The sequence below is a fragment of the Chroococcidiopsis thermalis PCC 7203 genome (assembly GCF_000317125.1).
GTDB lineage: Bacteria > Cyanobacteriota > Cyanobacteriia > Cyanobacteriales > Chroococcidiopsidaceae > Chroococcidiopsis > Chroococcidiopsis thermalis.
Genome location: NC_019699.1, coordinates 163,172 through 178,399, shown reverse-complemented (window position 1 = coordinate 178,399; position 15,228 = coordinate 163,172). Strand labels below are relative to the sequence as shown.

At 46.2% G+C, this 15,228-nt stretch carries 19 protein-coding genes and 1 pseudogene; 7 read left to right on the top strand and 13 right to left on the bottom strand.

What is annotated here, in order from left to right; all coding sequences use genetic code 11:
* Positions 1 to 91: 91 nt before the first annotated feature.
* A complete protein-coding gene (locus CHRO_RS28380) occupies positions 92 to 772 on the top strand; it encodes a Uma2 family endonuclease (RefSeq protein ID WP_015163064.1) in 681 nt (226 codons plus the stop codon).
* A gap of 13 nt (positions 773 to 785) precedes the next feature.
* Here the strand turns inward: CHRO_RS28380 and CHRO_RS33045 are convergent, their stop codons facing one another.
* The gene (locus CHRO_RS33045; RefSeq protein WP_181824424.1) at positions 786 to 956 is read right to left on the bottom strand and encodes a hypothetical protein; all 171 of its coding nucleotides are present in this window, start codon (positions 954 to 956) and stop codon (positions 786 to 788) included.
* Positions 957 to 1,036: 80 nt separating this feature from the next.
* Here CHRO_RS33045 and CHRO_RS28375 point away from each other — a divergent pair, with 80 nt between their 5' ends.
* A complete protein-coding gene (locus CHRO_RS28375) occupies positions 1,037 to 2,170 on the top strand; it encodes an RNA-guided endonuclease InsQ/TnpB family protein (protein ID WP_015163063.1) in 1,134 nt (377 codons plus the stop codon).
* A 224-nt stretch (positions 2,171 to 2,394) separates the two neighbouring features.
* On the opposite strand, the gene CHRO_RS28370 is transcribed toward CHRO_RS28375, so the two are convergent.
* The 8 genes from CHRO_RS28370 to CHRO_RS28335 all read right to left on the bottom strand — a co-directional run bounded on the left by CHRO_RS28370 (position 2,395) and on the right by CHRO_RS28335 (position 7,800).
* Entirely contained in the window at positions 2,395 to 2,997 is a 603-nt protein-coding gene (locus CHRO_RS28370) for an RES family NAD+ phosphorylase (RefSeq protein ID WP_015163062.1), read from the bottom strand.
* A 3-nt stretch (positions 2,998 to 3,000) separates the two neighbouring features.
* On the bottom strand, positions 3,001 to 3,708 hold the full coding sequence (locus CHRO_RS30115; protein ID WP_015163061.1) for a hypothetical protein: 708 nt from the start codon (positions 3,706 to 3,708) through the stop codon (positions 3,001 to 3,003).
* A 209-nt stretch (positions 3,709 to 3,917) separates the two neighbouring features.
* Complete coding sequence (locus CHRO_RS28360) at positions 3,918 to 4,415, bottom strand: hypothetical protein (protein WP_015163060.1); 498 nt, start codon at positions 4,413 to 4,415, stop codon at positions 3,918 to 3,920.
* Between the two features lie 556 nt (positions 4,416 to 4,971).
* The gene (locus CHRO_RS28355; RefSeq protein ID WP_015163058.1) at positions 4,972 to 5,202 is read right to left on the bottom strand and encodes a hypothetical protein; all 231 of its coding nucleotides are present in this window, start codon (positions 5,200 to 5,202) and stop codon (positions 4,972 to 4,974) included.
* Positions 5,203 to 5,328: 126 nt separating this feature from the next.
* Positions 5,329 to 6,213 carry an ArdC-like ssDNA-binding domain-containing protein gene (locus CHRO_RS28350; protein ID WP_015163057.1) on the bottom strand — a complete coding sequence of 295 codons (885 nt, stop codon included), beginning with the start codon at positions 6,211 to 6,213 and terminating at the stop codon, positions 5,329 to 5,331.
* A gap of 89 nt (positions 6,214 to 6,302) precedes the next feature.
* Positions 6,303 to 6,695, bottom strand: coding sequence for a DUF3268 family zinc-finger domain-containing protein (locus tag CHRO_RS28345; protein WP_015163056.1), 393 nt, complete (start codon positions 6,693 to 6,695; stop codon positions 6,303 to 6,305).
* The gene (locus CHRO_RS28340; RefSeq protein WP_015163055.1) at positions 6,692 to 7,231 is read right to left on the bottom strand and encodes a hypothetical protein; all 540 of its coding nucleotides are present in this window, start codon (positions 7,229 to 7,231) and stop codon (positions 6,692 to 6,694) included. The genes CHRO_RS28345 and CHRO_RS28340 overlap by 4 nt, the downstream gene beginning before the upstream one ends.
* 50 nt (positions 7,232 to 7,281) lie before the next feature.
* Positions 7,282 to 7,800, bottom strand: coding sequence for a methyltransferase domain-containing protein (locus tag CHRO_RS28335; RefSeq protein ID WP_015163054.1), 519 nt, complete (start codon positions 7,798 to 7,800; stop codon positions 7,282 to 7,284).
* A 353-nt stretch (positions 7,801 to 8,153) separates the two neighbouring features.
* On the opposite strand from CHRO_RS28335, the gene CHRO_RS28330 reads away from it, so the two are divergent.
* The 3 genes and pseudogenes from CHRO_RS28330 (at position 8,154) to CHRO_RS28320 (ending at position 9,679) form a co-directional block, all read left to right on the top strand.
* Positions 8,154 to 8,387: a hypothetical protein gene (locus tag CHRO_RS28330; RefSeq protein ID WP_015163053.1), complete on the top strand. Its 234-nt coding sequence runs from the start codon at positions 8,154 to 8,156 to the stop codon at positions 8,385 to 8,387.
* The gene (locus CHRO_RS28325) at positions 8,377 to 8,583 is read left to right on the top strand and encodes a hypothetical protein (protein WP_015163052.1); all 207 of its coding nucleotides are present in this window, start codon (positions 8,377 to 8,379) and stop codon (positions 8,581 to 8,583) included. Before CHRO_RS28330 ends, CHRO_RS28325 begins: the two co-directional genes overlap by 11 nt.
* A 43-nt stretch (positions 8,584 to 8,626) precedes the next feature.
* Positions 8,627 to 9,679 (top strand): annotated as a pseudogene (locus CHRO_RS28320) (Fic family protein).
* 317 nt (positions 9,680 to 9,996) lie between these two features.
* On the opposite strand, the gene CHRO_RS28315 reads toward CHRO_RS28320, so the two are convergent.
* From CHRO_RS28315 to CHRO_RS28300, 4 genes are all read right to left on the bottom strand, one after another.
* A complete protein-coding gene (locus CHRO_RS28315) occupies positions 9,997 to 10,914 on the bottom strand; it encodes a hypothetical protein (protein WP_245570601.1) in 918 nt (305 codons plus the stop codon).
* Positions 10,826 to 11,512 carry a helix-turn-helix domain-containing protein gene (locus tag CHRO_RS28310; protein ID WP_015163050.1) on the bottom strand — a complete coding sequence of 229 codons (687 nt, stop codon included), beginning with the start codon at positions 11,510 to 11,512 and terminating at the stop codon, positions 10,826 to 10,828. The genes CHRO_RS28315 and CHRO_RS28310 overlap by 89 nt, the downstream gene beginning before the upstream one ends.
* On the bottom strand, positions 11,509 to 12,306 hold the full coding sequence (locus tag CHRO_RS28305; protein WP_015163049.1) for a TIGR04255 family protein: 798 nt from the start codon (positions 12,304 to 12,306) through the stop codon (positions 11,509 to 11,511). Before CHRO_RS28305 ends, CHRO_RS28310 begins: the two co-directional genes overlap by 4 nt.
* A gap of 332 nt (positions 12,307 to 12,638) precedes the next feature.
* A complete protein-coding gene (locus CHRO_RS28300) occupies positions 12,639 to 13,661 on the bottom strand; it encodes a tyrosine-type recombinase/integrase (RefSeq protein ID WP_015163048.1) in 1,023 nt (340 codons plus the stop codon).
* 234 nt (positions 13,662 to 13,895) lie between these two features.
* Between CHRO_RS28300 and CHRO_RS28295 the strand changes: the two genes are divergently transcribed.
* Both CHRO_RS28295 and CHRO_RS28290 read left to right on the top strand, forming a co-directional pair.
* Complete coding sequence (locus CHRO_RS28295; protein ID WP_015163047.1) at positions 13,896 to 14,648, top strand: Uma2 family endonuclease; 753 nt, start codon at positions 13,896 to 13,898, stop codon at positions 14,646 to 14,648.
* A gap of 28 nt (positions 14,649 to 14,676) precedes the next feature.
* Positions 14,677 to 15,219: a hypothetical protein gene (locus tag CHRO_RS28290; protein ID WP_015163046.1), complete on the top strand. Its 543-nt coding sequence runs from the start codon at positions 14,677 to 14,679 to the stop codon at positions 15,217 to 15,219.
* The last annotated feature ends 9 nt before the right edge of the window (positions 15,220 to 15,228 follow it).

The following is a 15,228-nucleotide window of genomic DNA, read 5'->3' as shown; positions in this document are numbered from 1 at the left end:
GATGGCTGGCTCCGCTCAGCCCCAGTCAAAACGCACCGATTTGCGTTTTGTTAATGCTAGCTAATCCACTTCATAGGAGTCGTGGTGACGTATGGTGACTCTCCAACTGAAGCAAATTGATGTCCTCCCAGGTCAGCGAGTGGTATTGCGGCACGTCAACTGGCAGCTGTTTGAGGCAATCTTGGCAGAGTTAGGCGAGCATCGCACTATCCGTTTGGCTTACAGCAAAGGAACGTTAGAAATTGTGGCTCCCCTACCAGAACACGAACAATCCAAAGTCGTAATTGCCGATCTATTGAAAGTGCTGCTGGACGAATTAGACATGAACTGGGAGCCATTAGGATCGACGACTTTCCGGCGAGAGGATATGCAAGCGGGGATCGAACCGGATGAATGCTTTTACATTCAAAATCACGCTCTAATGATTGGTAGAGAGCGCATTGATCTGAGTACCGATCCACCCCCCGACTTGGCAATTGAGATCGCGATCGCATCTAGTACCCAGTTAAGTGCCTACGAAGCTCTGCGCGTCCCCGAAATTTGGCGTTATCAAAATCGTCAGTTACAAGTCTACGTGCTGAGTGAAGGAAGGTATATTGCATCTTCCACTAGTCTGATTTTTCCCGACTTTCCTGCAACTGAGGGCATTTCTCAGTTTTTAGCCTTGAGTCGCACCGCAGGCACTCGTCCTGCTTTAAAAGCTTTTCGGACTTGGATAAAAGAGCAACTGCGATCGCAGGAGCGATCGTCCAAGCTAGGAGAGCAATTCTAACTAAAATCGGTTGTTAGCCGCTCTTTTCCAAACAGATCTCATGCGCACACCGAATAATTGGATCGCGATCGCAAGCATCGTCAATCGCCAGAATTAAACCAAAAATTTCAGAATTGGCAATTGTAAACGTTTCGCCCGTGCTAAGGCGAACGAGCGTAATTCCTTTATCTGTCTTTGTTACCAAAAAATTAGGTTTAAAGCCTTGCCCTTATAGGGCAACTTTTTTTGTTTCTAAAACCAATTATTTAGGGTATAATACATAACATGAAAACACTGAAGTTCAAGCTATACAACCATAAGCGAAATAGGTTTCTCAAGCAGTCAATAAATGCTGCGGGAGTTATCTATAACCATTGTATAGCCCTCCATAAACGGTACTACAGAATGTGGGGCAAACATTTGAGTTGTGCTAAGCTTCAGGCTCATATTGCCAAGTTGCGGAAACGTAATTCTTTTTGGCAACTGGTAGGTTCTCAAGCGGTGCAAGATATTTGTCAGCGCATAGAGAAAGCTTACCAACTATTTTTTAATTATCATAAACAAGGAGTCAAACCACCAGGATTTAAGAAAGTTAAAAAGTACAAATCGTTCACCCTAAAGCAGGCTGGATACAAGTTTTTGGGTGATAATCGAGTCAAAATTGGCTCTCGTGTTTATCAGTTTTGGAAGTCTAGAGAGATAGAAGGAACGGTCAAGACATTAACCATTAAACGAACTCTACTAGGGGAGCTGTTTATGGTAGTTGTTGTTGACAATGCAACTGAACCAGAAATCAAATTCGAGACGGGTAGAATCGCTGGATTTGACTTTGGTTTAAAGACATTTCTCACTTATTTTGATGCGACTAATACTGAAAAAATTGAATCTCCGCAGTTTCTGGCGCAACTACTCAATACTGTTCAAAAAGCGAGCAAACAACTCTCAAGAAAGTTGAAAGGTTCTGCCAACCGAGAACGGGCAAGAAAGCACCTTGTTCGGCAGCATGAAGACATTGCAAATCGTCGGCGTGATTGGTTCTGGAAATTAACTCACGAGTTAACGAACCGATTTGATGCGTTATGTTTTGAGACGTTGAACCTCAAGGGGATGCAACGTCTTTGGGGACGTAAAGTCTCCGATCTAGCATTCGGAGAATTTCTGCAAATTCTAGAATGGGTTGCTACCAAAAAGGGCAAGAAAGTTATATTTGTGGATAGATGGTATCCTTCCTCGAAAACTTGCTCAAGTTGCAGTCATGTTTTAGAGAAATTAGATTTATCTACTAGAGAATGGCGTTGTCCGTCGTGCCAATTAGTTAACGGCAGAGACGAGAATGCTTGTAGAAATATTCAAATGGTTGGGGCATCAACCACTGGGTTAGGTAATGTCAGACAGTCTCCGACTGCAATCGCTGCTTGAGCCTAGAATCCTCATCCTTCAAGGGTGAGGAGTATGTCAACGATAAATATGAGCCAGACGGTCGGGAATAACAAATAACATGAAATTAACAGAAATTGTGTTCGGCGCAGCGATTGGGTTTTTTGATTGTTCGAGCGGACGCAGTATGCTAAAGCAATATAGATTATCAATCCCAAATTTATCCTAGCCGGACGGCTTATGGTTTCTTGGGTACAAAACCGGAATTAGTCGAGCAGAGTGAATTTGTAGTAGTCAAGAATTTGCCCAATTTCTTCAATTACGCTTAAGCCGTTCAATTGACCGATATCTGCAACATCTAGTTCTACTGAAGCATTCTCAAACAGAGCATAACAAACTCTTTGCGGATCGTGTCTAGAGATGTAGCAAATCCCATCTGGCTGGCTCGGATGCAGACACAAAGCACGACTCCACCTTTGGCTCAGATGGCGATCTCGTCCAGTACATATTTCGGCATCAGCTCCAATGTGTGCTAGCCCATTTCCTGTTAAGTCAACAAACCGTAGCGGTCTGTTGCTGGTAATACTTGCAAGATTGCGCGTAGACAACGATCTTTCACTAATGTCTCTAGATCCCGTTGACCAACCCAGAGTTTCGATGAAGGCACCGTAGAGATCGCCAGCACAGTACAGAACACCATACTCTTTTTTAGGATCGTCGAATCTATTGATCGCATCCTTGGCGAAGTGGATAGCTCCATATTTGCTTTTATGGATGCGAAACCAAGGTCCACTGAAGTTAGTCAGTAGCAGTTGGCGCTCGTTCAAGTCATCAGGCGGATTTGGATGAGCTGCGACATTTTGACTCAAAGTTTAAGCCGCTCCTTGCTCTCCAGAGGCGCGTGCCGCTACCAAAACATCCTCTATTTTTCCCTGTCGTAACATCTCCAGGGGACTTGCTCCATCCAGCCAGATGTTGGGATTGAGTATAAATGCAGCTTGCATCCAAGGGTCTGACTCGTCAAGTGCGGCAAGCACCGACTCTAGCCCAGAAAGAATACCATTTTCAGCAAATTGCCACCTGGGGAAAAGGTAGCCGCGCTTGCTTGTAGTTAGGGCAATCAGCTTGCTTTTACTGCAACGCTTATGGATAGCTTGACGACTGATGCCAAGCAATTGTTCAACTTGGGATATGGTCAATGGACCTCCTTCTGCATTAAGCAACCGCTCTCTAGCAGCAATGCCGCGCAACCTAGCCCTTTCTAAAGGGTCTGCCGCACTTATCGCTCGACTGGCTTCTGTCTCTTGCATAAGTTTGACTAACATCTGGGTGCCAGAGGTGGGATTTTCAGGCAGTCGCTCGACGGGGTATTGCTCGATAGCTTGCAAAACAGTATCGAGGACAAGATCTACCAAAGCCGCCTTTTTTGGTTGACTGCTGAGGGAGCGGAGCTGAGAAACGTGCTTTTGGAGAGAAGTTTCCTGCTGTTCCCCATCTTGTGGAGTTTCCTGTCCTGCTTTATCGGCAGCCAGAGCAGATCTTCTTTTTGCCCTGCCAGTTTTATGTTTTTTGGTAAACATGAGATTTTTTTGACTCTAAATTTAAGATAATTTATTTTCGTCAACTTCGTCAACCAGAGAACAGAAGGTGGGTTGAGCATGAGACTGCGATCGCGCTAAAAAAACATGGCATCAGTTCTTCATCTGATGCCGTATTGCTAGAGAATTGTGACGTTGCAACTTTTCCTGGCGCTCGGATTAAACAATCCCCTCCGAGTTAGGCATTAGTATCAAGTAGCAAGCAGTTTTTCTAGATCGATCGACCGCACCACATCGCGCTTGTGCAACTTGTAGCGCTTGAGTGAGGCAGGAACTTTAATCGGCAAGTCTGTCACCCTTACGACGCTGTAGCCATGCAGCTTGTAAAGCTTGAGTACGGTTATGTCAAATTCTTCTGTCAAAGACTGGCGTGCTGGGGGTAGTAGCCGCATCTGTGGAACTGGGAGAGAAGTGGCGATCGCCCTCGTAGTTGATGTCGCTGTTGATGTAGAGTCAGAAATCCAGGGATCTTCCAGCATATTTAGGCCTTGCTGAGGCAGCAATTTTGGTGCGATCGCGATCTTCTGGGAAGAAGACTGCACGAGCTGTTGTTGTATGCCAGGAGCAGTTGATTGCTGGAAAATCGACTCAAACAACTCCGTCACTCTAGTGGTAAAGTCAATTGCCATGAAAATAGCAAAGGCAACGATGGTGAGTTCGATTACGATAGTGAGGAAATTTTGTAACATTAGATTCTCCTAAATTGAGCTAGCGGTTGGTGTAGCGACCCGCTAGTGATATGTGTGGGTGAGAGCTGGGCATGTGGCGATTCCCTTCTGGCTCTCCCTCCAGTTCGGCGCAGCCGTTTTTTAGGGGAAAGCTGCAACGATCGGTAGTAAAAAAATTAATTCTTCTAGAGCAACTAGAAGAATTAGTGTTGATTTGGATTTAAAGGAGATCGATAGAGTGGGAGAACTCTCGAACAGTTTTTAAGTGTTCTAGAATACGGATTTGCCGTTGTAGCGATTGATTAATTTCCTTTTGAATTGCAATTCTTTTTTCTCGCAATTGGGTTAATGTTTGAAAGTCACTTTGGTTCATATCACCTCCTTCAATAGGCATCACTTACTGCCGTTGGTGCGAAGCACTTTCTGAAGGAGGTATAATCCAAGGGTTAGTCGTCTACAGTTAACTTAACTAACACTAGAGTTCTCAACAGGAGCAACGCGATCTCCCGCTCTTGAACCATTAGGCGGTTTACATATATGCAATTTGGCAGCATCATCATCTGTGAATTTTCATAAGCTAATAATTTTCCCGACTGAGTTTGTCTGCTCTTGCTTTCAATTTGATTGCGTAACTTTTGACAACTGAGAGTGCGGAAAAAACTACATCGTCATATGTTGTGGAACTACCCTCCATGACTGAACTTATCTCTAGAATTTCGCACATAGATTCGTCTTGTAGGTCTATACGATAGCCGTATTCCATGCCATCAAACCAAATTTCAATGTGAGGCTGGATCGAAATGTTCATTATTATGAGTTTTTCTAAAGGATTAAGTTGAGAAACTCAGCTCTTGCAGATTGCTTTTGACTTGAAAACTAGAGAATCAAGGCTCAACTTAGCTCAAACTGTGTGGCAAGAGCTGAGAAGACATAATTAGATTACTAGCGATCTTTGCTCCTCAATCATATTAATAATTTGGTCGCTGATAGTCTGGATGCAAGTGGCAGATTCTTTCAGTCGCGCGATTGCCTCTACGCCATTACCCCAACCCGTAACGTAGCCAATAGAGAAATCGCTACTGTCTAAACCAAAGTAGTTCAACACAATAAACGCTCCACTTTCTGCTTCTATTTCCATCAATTCTCTGTGCTGGGCGTAGTCTTCTCCTTTGTGAGCTAGAGCGTGGAATAATTCGTGAGTAAGGGTTTTAGCTTTGTGCAATGGCTCTAAGTTATTACTGATGACAATTTTTTCAACGCGATCGCCAATGCGGTCGAATTTGCAGTAACCGTTGCGGGAGTCCATCGACTCCTCAAGCACGGGAACTTGAAGTTTCGAGCAGATCCGCACCAGAGCAGCGTACAGTCCCGCATCGTCGCCGTGAAGGGGAGAAACCAGTTGGGGTAGCTCTTCGCCGTCGGTCTGCGAGATATCAAATACTGTCACCAGGTTAAAATAGGTAGTTTTCTTTTCCTTCCCTTTCTCATCAAATTCTCCAGTTTTCTTTGTAAAAGGGGCGCGGATGGCGATGCCCTTTTCTCCCTTGCGAACCTGCCTGCCAGCTTTTTGCCAGTCGCGATAACCTGCAACAACTGTTGCATCTGGATTTTGCATGAGAACGAGCAGGCAATTCTGCCAACTGTAGCGGTTCATGGAGAGACTTTTCAATCGACTCATCATTGTTAGCCATTGCTGCCAACGACCGGAGTCAAGCAGAGATTGAATGCCCTGTTCGAGTTTTGCTATTGCTGCTTCGCGTTTTTCTTGAGCAAGTTCTATGTCAGTTTTGAGTCGGCGAGATTTGTTTGTGGTTGTCATAGTTGCAAGTTAGTTGGTGACAAAATAAAACCCCTGAAACGATCCAGGTTTTAGGGGTTGAGAAGAATGTGGCTGTGGCGCGTCTGTTGTTAAAGCTCGTTCTTTTCGTACCTCTGCATTAACTTCACAACCGCCTGACAGCGATCTATATCGAACATGGCGATATGAGTTTGCGATTTAGGAATTGCTAGTTGTTGCGACAACCATTTGTATGCTGCATTGCGAGTGATCTTGCCGGACTGCCACAGCGGGTCGAAGGCAGCATGAGCAGCCTGCCGCCATTCTCGCAATTGTCTATTGGCTAAACTGCCTTTGGGAGACCCATTTTGATGTGCGCCCACATAGGCATCGCAGTCAGGATACCTGGTACACATCCAAACTCTACCAAAACCCTTTCTACCGTAAATTTTTTCTGCATTAGCAAGAGTTATTGGGCTGCCGCAATAGGGACAGCAGGTCGTTGAGGAGTAGAACTGTTTCATTGTGCAGATCGTTCTTCTGCCATCAGTTGAACGATCTGCAAGGCAGTATTTGAATGGATGAACTGTAACTTCATAGATACAGATTCTGCGCTGTCAACTTGACATTGAATGCTGCCTTTTTGAGTAATTTGGCTAAACGTATAACAGTTCTTTAAATCTTTGTTTAGGTAATAATCTGCTTTGCAAGCTACTAGTAATTTTGTCAAAGCTTCTTGACGTTCCTTTTCCGCTTGCTCTTTGGCAGCACGCTTTTCAAGTAATTGCTGCCATTCGATTTCTGCTGGAACTATCAATCGTCTCCCAATCTCAGTAAAAATGACTTTGGGAGATTTACTTAGACTAATACTAATTCGAGTATTTAAGTCGTGTATCTGAGCAATCAATCGCTGATTCTCCACGCTTAAATAGAGTTCTAACCCATCAGTTCTTGTGAATAAAACCTTGTTTGTTTGGTGGTGATAAAATTTAGGTGTCCATTCAGACTTTTGTAAGAAGAGATTCCTGACTTCTAGTAGATTGTTCTCGAAATTATGCATTGTGTTATATTTATTTCAAACTTGGGAATCAAGGTAGGTAAGCGTCCTAGTTATTTTTTGTGAATAAATGCAACCCCTGGTTTGGGAAATTCAACTCTTACTACCCCTAGACTTTGAGCAATGAAGCTGCTAAATTCTGCTTGCGAGTAATATTTCTGATACGTGCCGATTGATGTCAATCTTTCGCCTCTGCCATCAGTTCTGACAGCAACAACGAGCGATCGCCTCGTCAATTCCCAGCAGTATTGAAGGACTTCGGTTCTTTCTATTGCGGACTCAATTGTGTTAATGACGTAGATACAACTGATACAGTCAGTCGGCTGCAATAGAGCCAAATCGTATTTCCAGTAGGGATCGAAACCGACGCAAGAAATGTCTAGTTTCTGGAGGTGCTCTAGATCTTCTCCTCTACCGCATCCAAAGTCCAGAAGCAGGCTCGATGGTTTCACTACCCCGTATTTTACGGCGACCTTCATCGGCATGGATAGACCGCGCCGAGCAATCGAGCACTTCCAGCGAGGCGTAGACCAGGTTTTGTAGTCGAGCCAAAAAGGATATTCAATTGTCATGTGTCATGATTTCACCAGCCTTATTCCCAACAAGTCCGCCGCTAGGCGTTTGCCGTTGTGTTGGATTGAAGTACAGCACTCGCTTTGCTGCTGATTTCTAGAGCGGACGTGGTAATACTTGCAACGCAAAATGACGTTCGAGCAGGAATTAGACATCTAACGCGCGATCGCGCTTTACCCTTATCGTTTTAGTTACGCCAGAAGAGGAGAAGGTTCTAGCTGTGGTGATAGTCGTATGCGATGCCGAAGGCGGTTCGCTTCGCGACCATCGCGCTGGCAGATGACGAATTCAATCGTGTAGGAAATAATATCTGTAAGTGCAAAAGCCTCATGAAGGATAAACTTAACAGGTAATGGCAAACTCAATTGAGGATACTTACCCAAATATTGCTCGCTGGGTGAACGAGCATGAAGGCTGGATTGAAATTGGCTACGATCTAGACAGTCCCCTAAGTTCGTTTATCCGCGCTTTAGATAGTGGTGGGATGCTGTGGCAAGGTAAAGACAGCTATGGCAGTTTAGATGAAGCGTTGCAAGAGTTAGATTCTGGATTGGCACAGGTGTTGCAAGAGATTTATGGCGAATAAGTACGAATTACCTCAGTCAGTACCAGCGATCGACAACGCGGCTCGGCGACAGGCAGTAGGAAATCCAGGAGGAATTGCCCTAGCTCAACAAGTAGAAGTTTGCGAGCGCATAAAAGGCTGTTGCTGCTCATGTGAAGAATTTGAAGGCTCAAGTTTGCCCTTGCTACGTAGCAGAATTTGCCAAAAATGGATATAAATGGATATATGTGGAGGTAAATGGATAGAGAAATGGATATGGCATGAAGATTGGGGCGCTTTCGATCACACCGGAAATCCTCCGACTGATTGCCGAAATCGACGAATTCAAGGGAACGTGGCGGACTTTGACGACGCTGGCTCCAGAGCGGCTAGCCGTGTTGAAGCGCGTTGCCACGATCGAAAGTATCGGCTCCTCGACTCGGATTGAGGGGGCAAAGCTGAGCGACAGGGAAGTAGAAGCGCTGCTCGGTCGCTTGGAACGCCAGGATTTCGTCTCGCGCGACGAACAGGAAGTTGCGGGTTATGCCGAGGTGATGGATGCGGTATTCGATTCCTACACCGCCATTGGGTTCACGGAGAACTACATCAAGCAACTGCACGCGATGCTGTTGCGCCATTCGACCAAGGACGAACGGCATCGCGGCGAATACAAGAAGCTGCCGAACAATGTCGAGGCTTTTGACGCAGATGGGAAGAGTATCGGTGTCATCTTCGCTACGGCATCGCCCTTCGATACGCCCTTCAAGATGCAAGAGCTGGTCGCTTAGACCCGCGAGGCGCTGGCTGATGGGGCTTGGCATCCGCTTATCGTCATCGGGCTGTTCGTCGTCGTCTTTCTGGCAATCCATCCATTCCAAGATGGCAACGGTCGGCTTTCGCGAGTGCTGACAACGCTCTTACTGCTGAAGGCAGGCTACTCCTACGTGCCTTATAGCTCGCTGGAAAGCGTCATTGAGGCGAACAAGGAAGGCTATTATCTGGCGCTGCGGCGGACGCAAGGAACGCTCGATCGCGAGTCACCCGATTTCGAGCCGTGGCTGAGGTTTTTCTTGCGATCGCTCAAGAGTCAAAAAGAGCGGCTGGCAACGAAGATCGCGCGCGAGCCGCAAGCAGAAGGGCTGCACCCAGACGCGATCGCCATTCTAGAAGCGGCGCGGCGCAACGGTCGCATCACTACGGGTGAAGCCCAGAAACTTATAGGCGTACCGCGACCGACGGTCAAGATGCGCTTATCCGAGCTGGTCAAGCGCGGTTTGCTTAAGCGTCAGGGGCAAGGCAGAGGCAGTTGGTATGGTCCACCACCCGCTCGATAGGCTTAGTGCTAGACAAAGGGATGAAATGAGCAATGGTACAGAAAATTGCGCGCTTGGCTGAAAACTTTACTGGATAAGCATTTTATTCCTCAATATTTTTTGCAATTCTCAAAGTATCAATTAACCTATAGGCTATTTGGTACAATTTTTGGTACGGCATAGTAAGGGCTTGAGGTGGCTAAATTTTAGACACTTCAATTGGTACAAAATGAAACCTGGCGAGTGGATATTGTTTGCGAGCGAGCGAGTCCAAGCGCGTAACTTTCTGCACCGCTACTCATTTCGCCCCAGATACAGGAGATGTGAACTTTTGCAGTTTAGTATGATAAGCGATCGAGATCGAGCGGATCGCTTTCAACATAATCTTTTGCCGTCATATCTTCGAGAGCAACAACCGAGCCTTCTACTGATTTGAAGCGATTGCCCGTGGGAATTAAACCTAGCCATTGTTGCAAAAACCGATCCCAACCTATCCCCTCAAACTGAACCTGTTCCTCATCTCGGATAAACCAAAACATCAATTGGACTACATTCGCGTTCCAAGCGGGAGCTGCACGTACTCTAATTTCGCGTAAAGCTCGGAGTGCTTCGCCTTCCATACTTTGCTTATCATGCTTTTGGCTCAATTGCTTCTGGAGTTTATTCACAAGTTTGTTAAAATCATCAGGGAAGGCAAACCGAACGCGCTTTCGTGCTAGTGCTTGCCCCAGCATTCTAACTTCCCGATCTGTGGAACACCCAAGTTGGCGCTGCCATTGGGCAACAACAGCTTTCTCGACCGTCATCACGCGGTCGAGGTCGGCAACCAGATTCAGGCTTCTAGCTCCTGGAACGTATGCATATTGGGGTCGCCGACTTCGCTCAATTTCATGCAACGCTTGCTCGTCAACCTCTACAAGTGGTACTACTTCGACGAACGGACGAGAAACACAAGAGCGCACAATGTCACAAGTCTGTGTAGCCACCATAAAACCTCTAACGCTGGCTTCTGAAAGATCCGTTCCTTCTCGTGCAACATCTATAGAATCTCGTGTCAAAGGGTGGCAAGGATTGAAACGTTGGACAAACCAATGCTCTCCAAGTACGTAATCCCCTTGACACCACTTTTGTAGTGCAGCGTCTACTTCCTGTACCCAAGCCTCAGCCTCATTGCTCACTGTCATTTCTGCGGCTCCTTGCCGCGCGAGCGCTTCGCGATCGCCCAACTTCGCGATGAATTGGCTCTTGGAGGGCATCTGCTAATTCTACTGGATTCGGCGGCACACGAGATCCACTTGCATCTTTAGATAAAGGAATTAACTGTGGTTTTTGAAGTGAATTTCCAGAACCAAGAATTTGTTTAACTTCTTCATACTTGCCTGCTACTAGGAGATCTAGGATTGGTCTACCGTCACTACCAGGACTTAGTAAAAGACTGCGGTTGAAACTAGCGCTGCCTCGGTTAATATACCGAATAGTGCCTAACAACCGATTCAAATTTTCCTCATTAAAACTAGATAGCGGTTGCCCGCTTGCCCAGGAATGCAAGCTTCTACGCGAAACATTAAAGAGCTTAGCAAGTTGATCCCAAGTTAATCCACTTAGTTTTCTGAGTTCGTTAATGGCTTTTTGGGTTGCTTCTGTAGAACTTATTGATGGTATGGTGAATCCACTTGTTGTCATCTCTAAAATAGCTAATACATTTGGATTACAAGCTGCTCTATATGTTGTTGTACTAGGAAAAGCTTGAAAAACTATAGTGGCAATAAGATGATAACTATTTTGGTGCTTCATGGAGCTAAGTGCAGAAGTTCCTAATAATTCATCAGGCTTTCCCACTAAAAGATCGCTCATAGTTTACCTCCAAAATACTGTAAAAAATCATCGGTGACTGCCCACCGAAAAAAGGTGTAGATTCTCTCTGTAAATCGTTGTGCCTCACCTATTAGTAATCCAACACTAAAATCTCGTTTTTTTGAAAGGGACATATCTAAATCCAAAATCCAGCTAGATTGAGTAATTGGTTCAATGGCATCTGGGTCGAAAGTTGCTCCCGCAGGCATTAATCCCCATCTAGCAATCATCCGATCTTCTCCTCCTGGTATGTCAAATAAAGATTCGTTAATCGTCTGTCTTATATTTTCTCCAAACTCCGCTGTCACAATACCCGTAATTTCAGGGCGTAATAGCTTCGATACGTCCTCTACTGCTAGATTGGTAAGTCGGTTAATATATCGGATTCCAAATCGTTCAATAGTCTTAGGTTTAATGTGCTCGCCGAAGGCACTCAGCAAGTTTTGCAGACGCAAGAGAAAGTCACTACGGCTTGTATAAGCAGTTGTTTCAAGTGCCATAAAGTCTGGTGCTAGTGACACTCGCCAGTTACCTTCGGTATCGATAAATCTCCAAGTTATTTGAGGAGTGGTTGGCATCAAGCCCTGAGAACTAAGGACTAACCCCTGAGTTTGCTCGGGCTGCAAAATTGGATACTGTTCTCGAATCGCTTCTTGGAAAGAAGCAACAAAAGCTTTTTGCTCGACTGAGAGAATAGGCGGAAAACGTACCTGTGCAATCACACGAATCAGTGGTGCTTCCTCTAAAGGCACTTCTTCTGGTGGTTGTGCAGTGAGTGGGTTGTAACTAACCACTGTTTCCGTCCTTTGTGTGGTTTTGAAACAAGCTAAGCATACTTAAACCTGTGATGCCCTAACACGATCGTAACTCAAGAATGTGAATTAGAGTGTGAAGTTTAAGATAAATTGCTTGCAGACTGCTAAACGTTGGAGAAGCAGACTGCTCGTACCCGTGTAAAGATCGTTTTGATTTCAGATCTGGCTCCATGCGTTACTGTTTAAGGCTGGAGCGCGAGAATTTCCTTTTTGCAAGTAGTTCACTCAAGTTTTGCTATGAGATGAAACTTTGTCTTATATGCATAGGTAGTACGTGTTTGTGACTATAAGCAACAGCTACAGATATAATTTCAAGCCTTTTCATCAGGCTGGCTTTCACCAAGAGTTTGATAAAAAGCTTTTTCGGCGGCGATTTGGTCGGCTCGTTTGGTATACCTTTTGAAACTTTGCATTGACTTATGCCGAGTCAGTGTCATTACGTGATAAGTATCCATGCCCCTAAGTACCAAATCGGTAGCAAACGTGTGCCGGAACCGATGAGCGTGAAGATCGATCCCCGTCACCTGCTGAATCGCATCGACAACATCTCGAATCCCCCAATAGGTGAGGCGTTTGCCAAAACTGCGGCGCGATCGCGAGATAAATAAAGGACTGGTTGGTTGAAGTTCTTCCCCTTGCTGCGATCGCCATTCTAGGTAGGCATCCAAATCTATTCTGGCTCTTTCTTTGAGCGGCACGCAACCCTTGCTGTCACTTTTGGCTTTACGAATGTGCAACCTCGTGCCGTCGTAGTCTTCTAAATTTAGTGCCGATACTTCTGCTGCCCGCAACCCATGCAGCAAAATCGCAACCAAGGCAGTATTGCGTTCGCGGTAATTACTCCCTGCTGCTACTTGATAAACACTTGCTAGCTCTGCCTCGCTCAAATCTTGGGCTTCAGGCGATTCCAGCTCCAGTAAGTCGATTGTTTTGGTAGGGTTTTTGGCAACGTACTCCGAATCGACCATCCATCCGTAAAAGTTTTTCAGGGTTGTCAGCACTCGATTGACTGTCGCCGGAGCGAGGAATTTTTCTTCTAGCAAGTCATCTTTAAACAGCGCCACCTGCCTGGGAGTCACTGCACCCCAAGCCGTTTGCGTCCAATCCATAAACCGCTGTAAGTCCTGCTGATATGCCTTCTTGCTGTTGTCCGAGAGCGATCGCGCCATCAAAAACTCGTCCACCCGCGACTGCCGCAGATCTGTAGGTGGTTGAGATGGGATTACAGTTGGTGTTGGACTGGCAGCACGGGCAATTTGAGTCGAAGACGGGATAATAACAGGTTCTGGGATAGGGCGGCGAGGCATAGAAGCACGTATTCCAGCAATTTTCATTGACTATCAGTTTAAGCGATCGCGTCAAGTGGCGATCTGTCGCCAGCACTTTAAGTATTTATACTTAGTATGTTAATTTAAATCCCAAATAAGTATCCTTATCTGTTCTAAGACACGCCTCAGACAATATGTAAAAATAAGTCAGATTCAACAGCCGAAAAACCTTTGTACTGTAAAATCTAGGAATCGCTACGGCGATCGATCTACGAGCGTTAATTTAGCTGGTGTCTACCTATGTTGAATCGTGTTTCAATCGAGCAGACCGATCCGCCCCGTTCTCCTAAAGAGACGCTGCCGACGATGTACGATTTACCCAGCGAAGATCCCCAGGAGCCAGGTTTGCCCGACGAATTTCACGATTTTCAACCCCAACTGCTGCGCGAAACATTCTCTCCTCCCGACTATTCGCCAGAGCAGGTCTTTGTCGCCAGCGACCTAAATCTTTACTACGACGTGCGCCATCCCCTCTGGTACAAGCGGCCCGACTGGTTTGCCGTCCTGGGGGTGGAGCGGTTGTACGAGGGGAGGGATTTACGCATGAGCTATGTCATGTGGCAAGAAGGCGTAGCTCCTGCTGTTGTCGTCGAACTCTTATCCCCAGGCACGGAAAGAGAAGATTTAGGACGCACGCAAAGGGAAACCAATCAGCCACCGACGAAGTGGGAAGTCTACGAGCAGATTTTGCGCGTTCCCTACTATGCCGTATTCGACCGTTATAGCGATCGCCTGCGAGCTTTTACTTTAACAGCCGGACAATACCAGGAAGAAATACTCGAACGATCGCGCTTCTTTTTACCTGGCTTGAATTTAGGTCTGGGACTTTGGCAGGGAACTTATCAAGGGATCGAGCGACAATGGTTGCGGTGGTACGATGCCCAAGGCAACTGGATTCCTACTGCAACAGAACAAGCACAAGCAAGAGCTGAACGGTTAGCCGAGCGCTTGCGGGCAATGGGAGTTGACCCAGACGCGCCCGATAGTGAATAAACTAAGCGCGGTAAGGGAATGCCGAAAAATGTCCAAATCAACTGCTAGAAAGACTAGAACAAAACGCTCGCGCCTTCAAGAACCAGTAAGGAAAGCTAGGGCGATCCCAGACAAGTGCCTCAAGTGTGCTACGCTCTCGCCCCAGCAGGCTCAGGCAATTCATGGTGAAGATGGCGATGGATGTTGGAATCCATCTGTTTGCTACAGCCGCCGTTCCCATGCCCGTCACCGCGATCGCCGCAATCAAACACGCAACCAAAGACGGGAGTTGCAGTTGGAGCAGATTGAAGTTGAAACTGAGGCAACGACGGCTCAATTGTTTGCCGTGCTAGTGGTGTATCGCGCCTCCGGAGTAGATACGCCCGTCCATGCCATTGGTGCAGAAATTTGGCAGGGGCAGCAGAAATATGGCTCAATCAAAACAATTCGTTGCGGCGGCATGACACCCAGCCAGGTACATGCATACGTTAAAAAGATGTTGAGCGTCTTGTCAGAAAATTACGATATTAAGAAGTTTGCCGCACAGGAGCGATTAGACCCGCAACTCTGTCCCGTGCAGCACTACCAATAGGCGGGATCG

What these genes read in the sequence shown, in the direction of transcription:
- CHRO_RS28380 (WP_015163064.1), top strand. Translation starts at nt 92, where the DNA reads ATGGTGACTCTCCAACTGAAGCAAATTGATGTCCTCCCAGGTCAGCGA.
- CHRO_RS28375 (WP_015163063.1), top strand. Translation starts at nt 1,037, where the DNA reads ATGAAAACACTGAAGTTCAAGCTATACAACCATAAGCGAAATAGGTTT.
- CHRO_RS30115 (WP_015163061.1), bottom strand. Translation starts at nt 3,708, where the DNA reads ATGTTTACCAAAAAACATAAAACTGGCAGGGCAAAAAGAAGATCTGCT.
- CHRO_RS28360 (WP_015163060.1), bottom strand. Translation starts at nt 4,415, where the DNA reads ATGTTACAAAATTTCCTCACTATCGTAATCGAACTCACCATCGTTGCC.
- CHRO_RS28355 (WP_015163058.1), bottom strand. Translation starts at nt 5,202, where the DNA reads ATGAACATTTCGATCCAGCCTCACATTGAAATTTGGTTTGATGGCATG.
- CHRO_RS28350 (WP_015163057.1), bottom strand. Translation starts at nt 6,213, where the DNA reads ATGACAACCACAAACAAATCTCGCCGACTCAAAACTGACATAGAACTT.
- CHRO_RS28345 (WP_015163056.1), bottom strand. Translation starts at nt 6,695, where the DNA reads ATGAAACAGTTCTACTCCTCAACGACCTGCTGTCCCTATTGCGGCAGC.
- CHRO_RS28340 (WP_015163055.1), bottom strand. Translation starts at nt 7,231, where the DNA reads ATGCATAATTTCGAGAACAATCTACTAGAAGTCAGGAATCTCTTCTTA.
- CHRO_RS28335 (WP_015163054.1), bottom strand. Translation starts at nt 7,800, where the DNA reads ATGACAATTGAATATCCTTTTTGGCTCGACTACAAAACCTGGTCTACG.
- CHRO_RS28330 (WP_015163053.1), top strand. Translation starts at nt 8,154, where the DNA reads ATGGCAAACTCAATTGAGGATACTTACCCAAATATTGCTCGCTGGGTG.
- CHRO_RS28325 (WP_015163052.1), top strand. Translation starts at nt 8,377, where the DNA reads ATGGCGAATAAGTACGAATTACCTCAGTCAGTACCAGCGATCGACAAC.
- CHRO_RS28315 (WP_245570601.1), bottom strand. Translation starts at nt 10,914, where the DNA reads ATGCCCTCCAAGAGCCAATTCATCGCGAAGTTGGGCGATCGCGAAGCG.
- CHRO_RS28310 (WP_015163050.1), bottom strand. Translation starts at nt 11,512, where the DNA reads ATGAGCGATCTTTTAGTGGGAAAGCCTGATGAATTATTAGGAACTTCT.
- CHRO_RS28300 (WP_015163048.1), bottom strand. Translation starts at nt 13,661, where the DNA reads ATGAAAATTGCTGGAATACGTGCTTCTATGCCTCGCCGCCCTATCCCA.
- CHRO_RS28295 (WP_015163047.1), top strand. Translation starts at nt 13,896, where the DNA reads ATGTTGAATCGTGTTTCAATCGAGCAGACCGATCCGCCCCGTTCTCCT.
- CHRO_RS28290 (WP_015163046.1), top strand. Translation starts at nt 14,677, where the DNA reads ATGTCCAAATCAACTGCTAGAAAGACTAGAACAAAACGCTCGCGCCTT.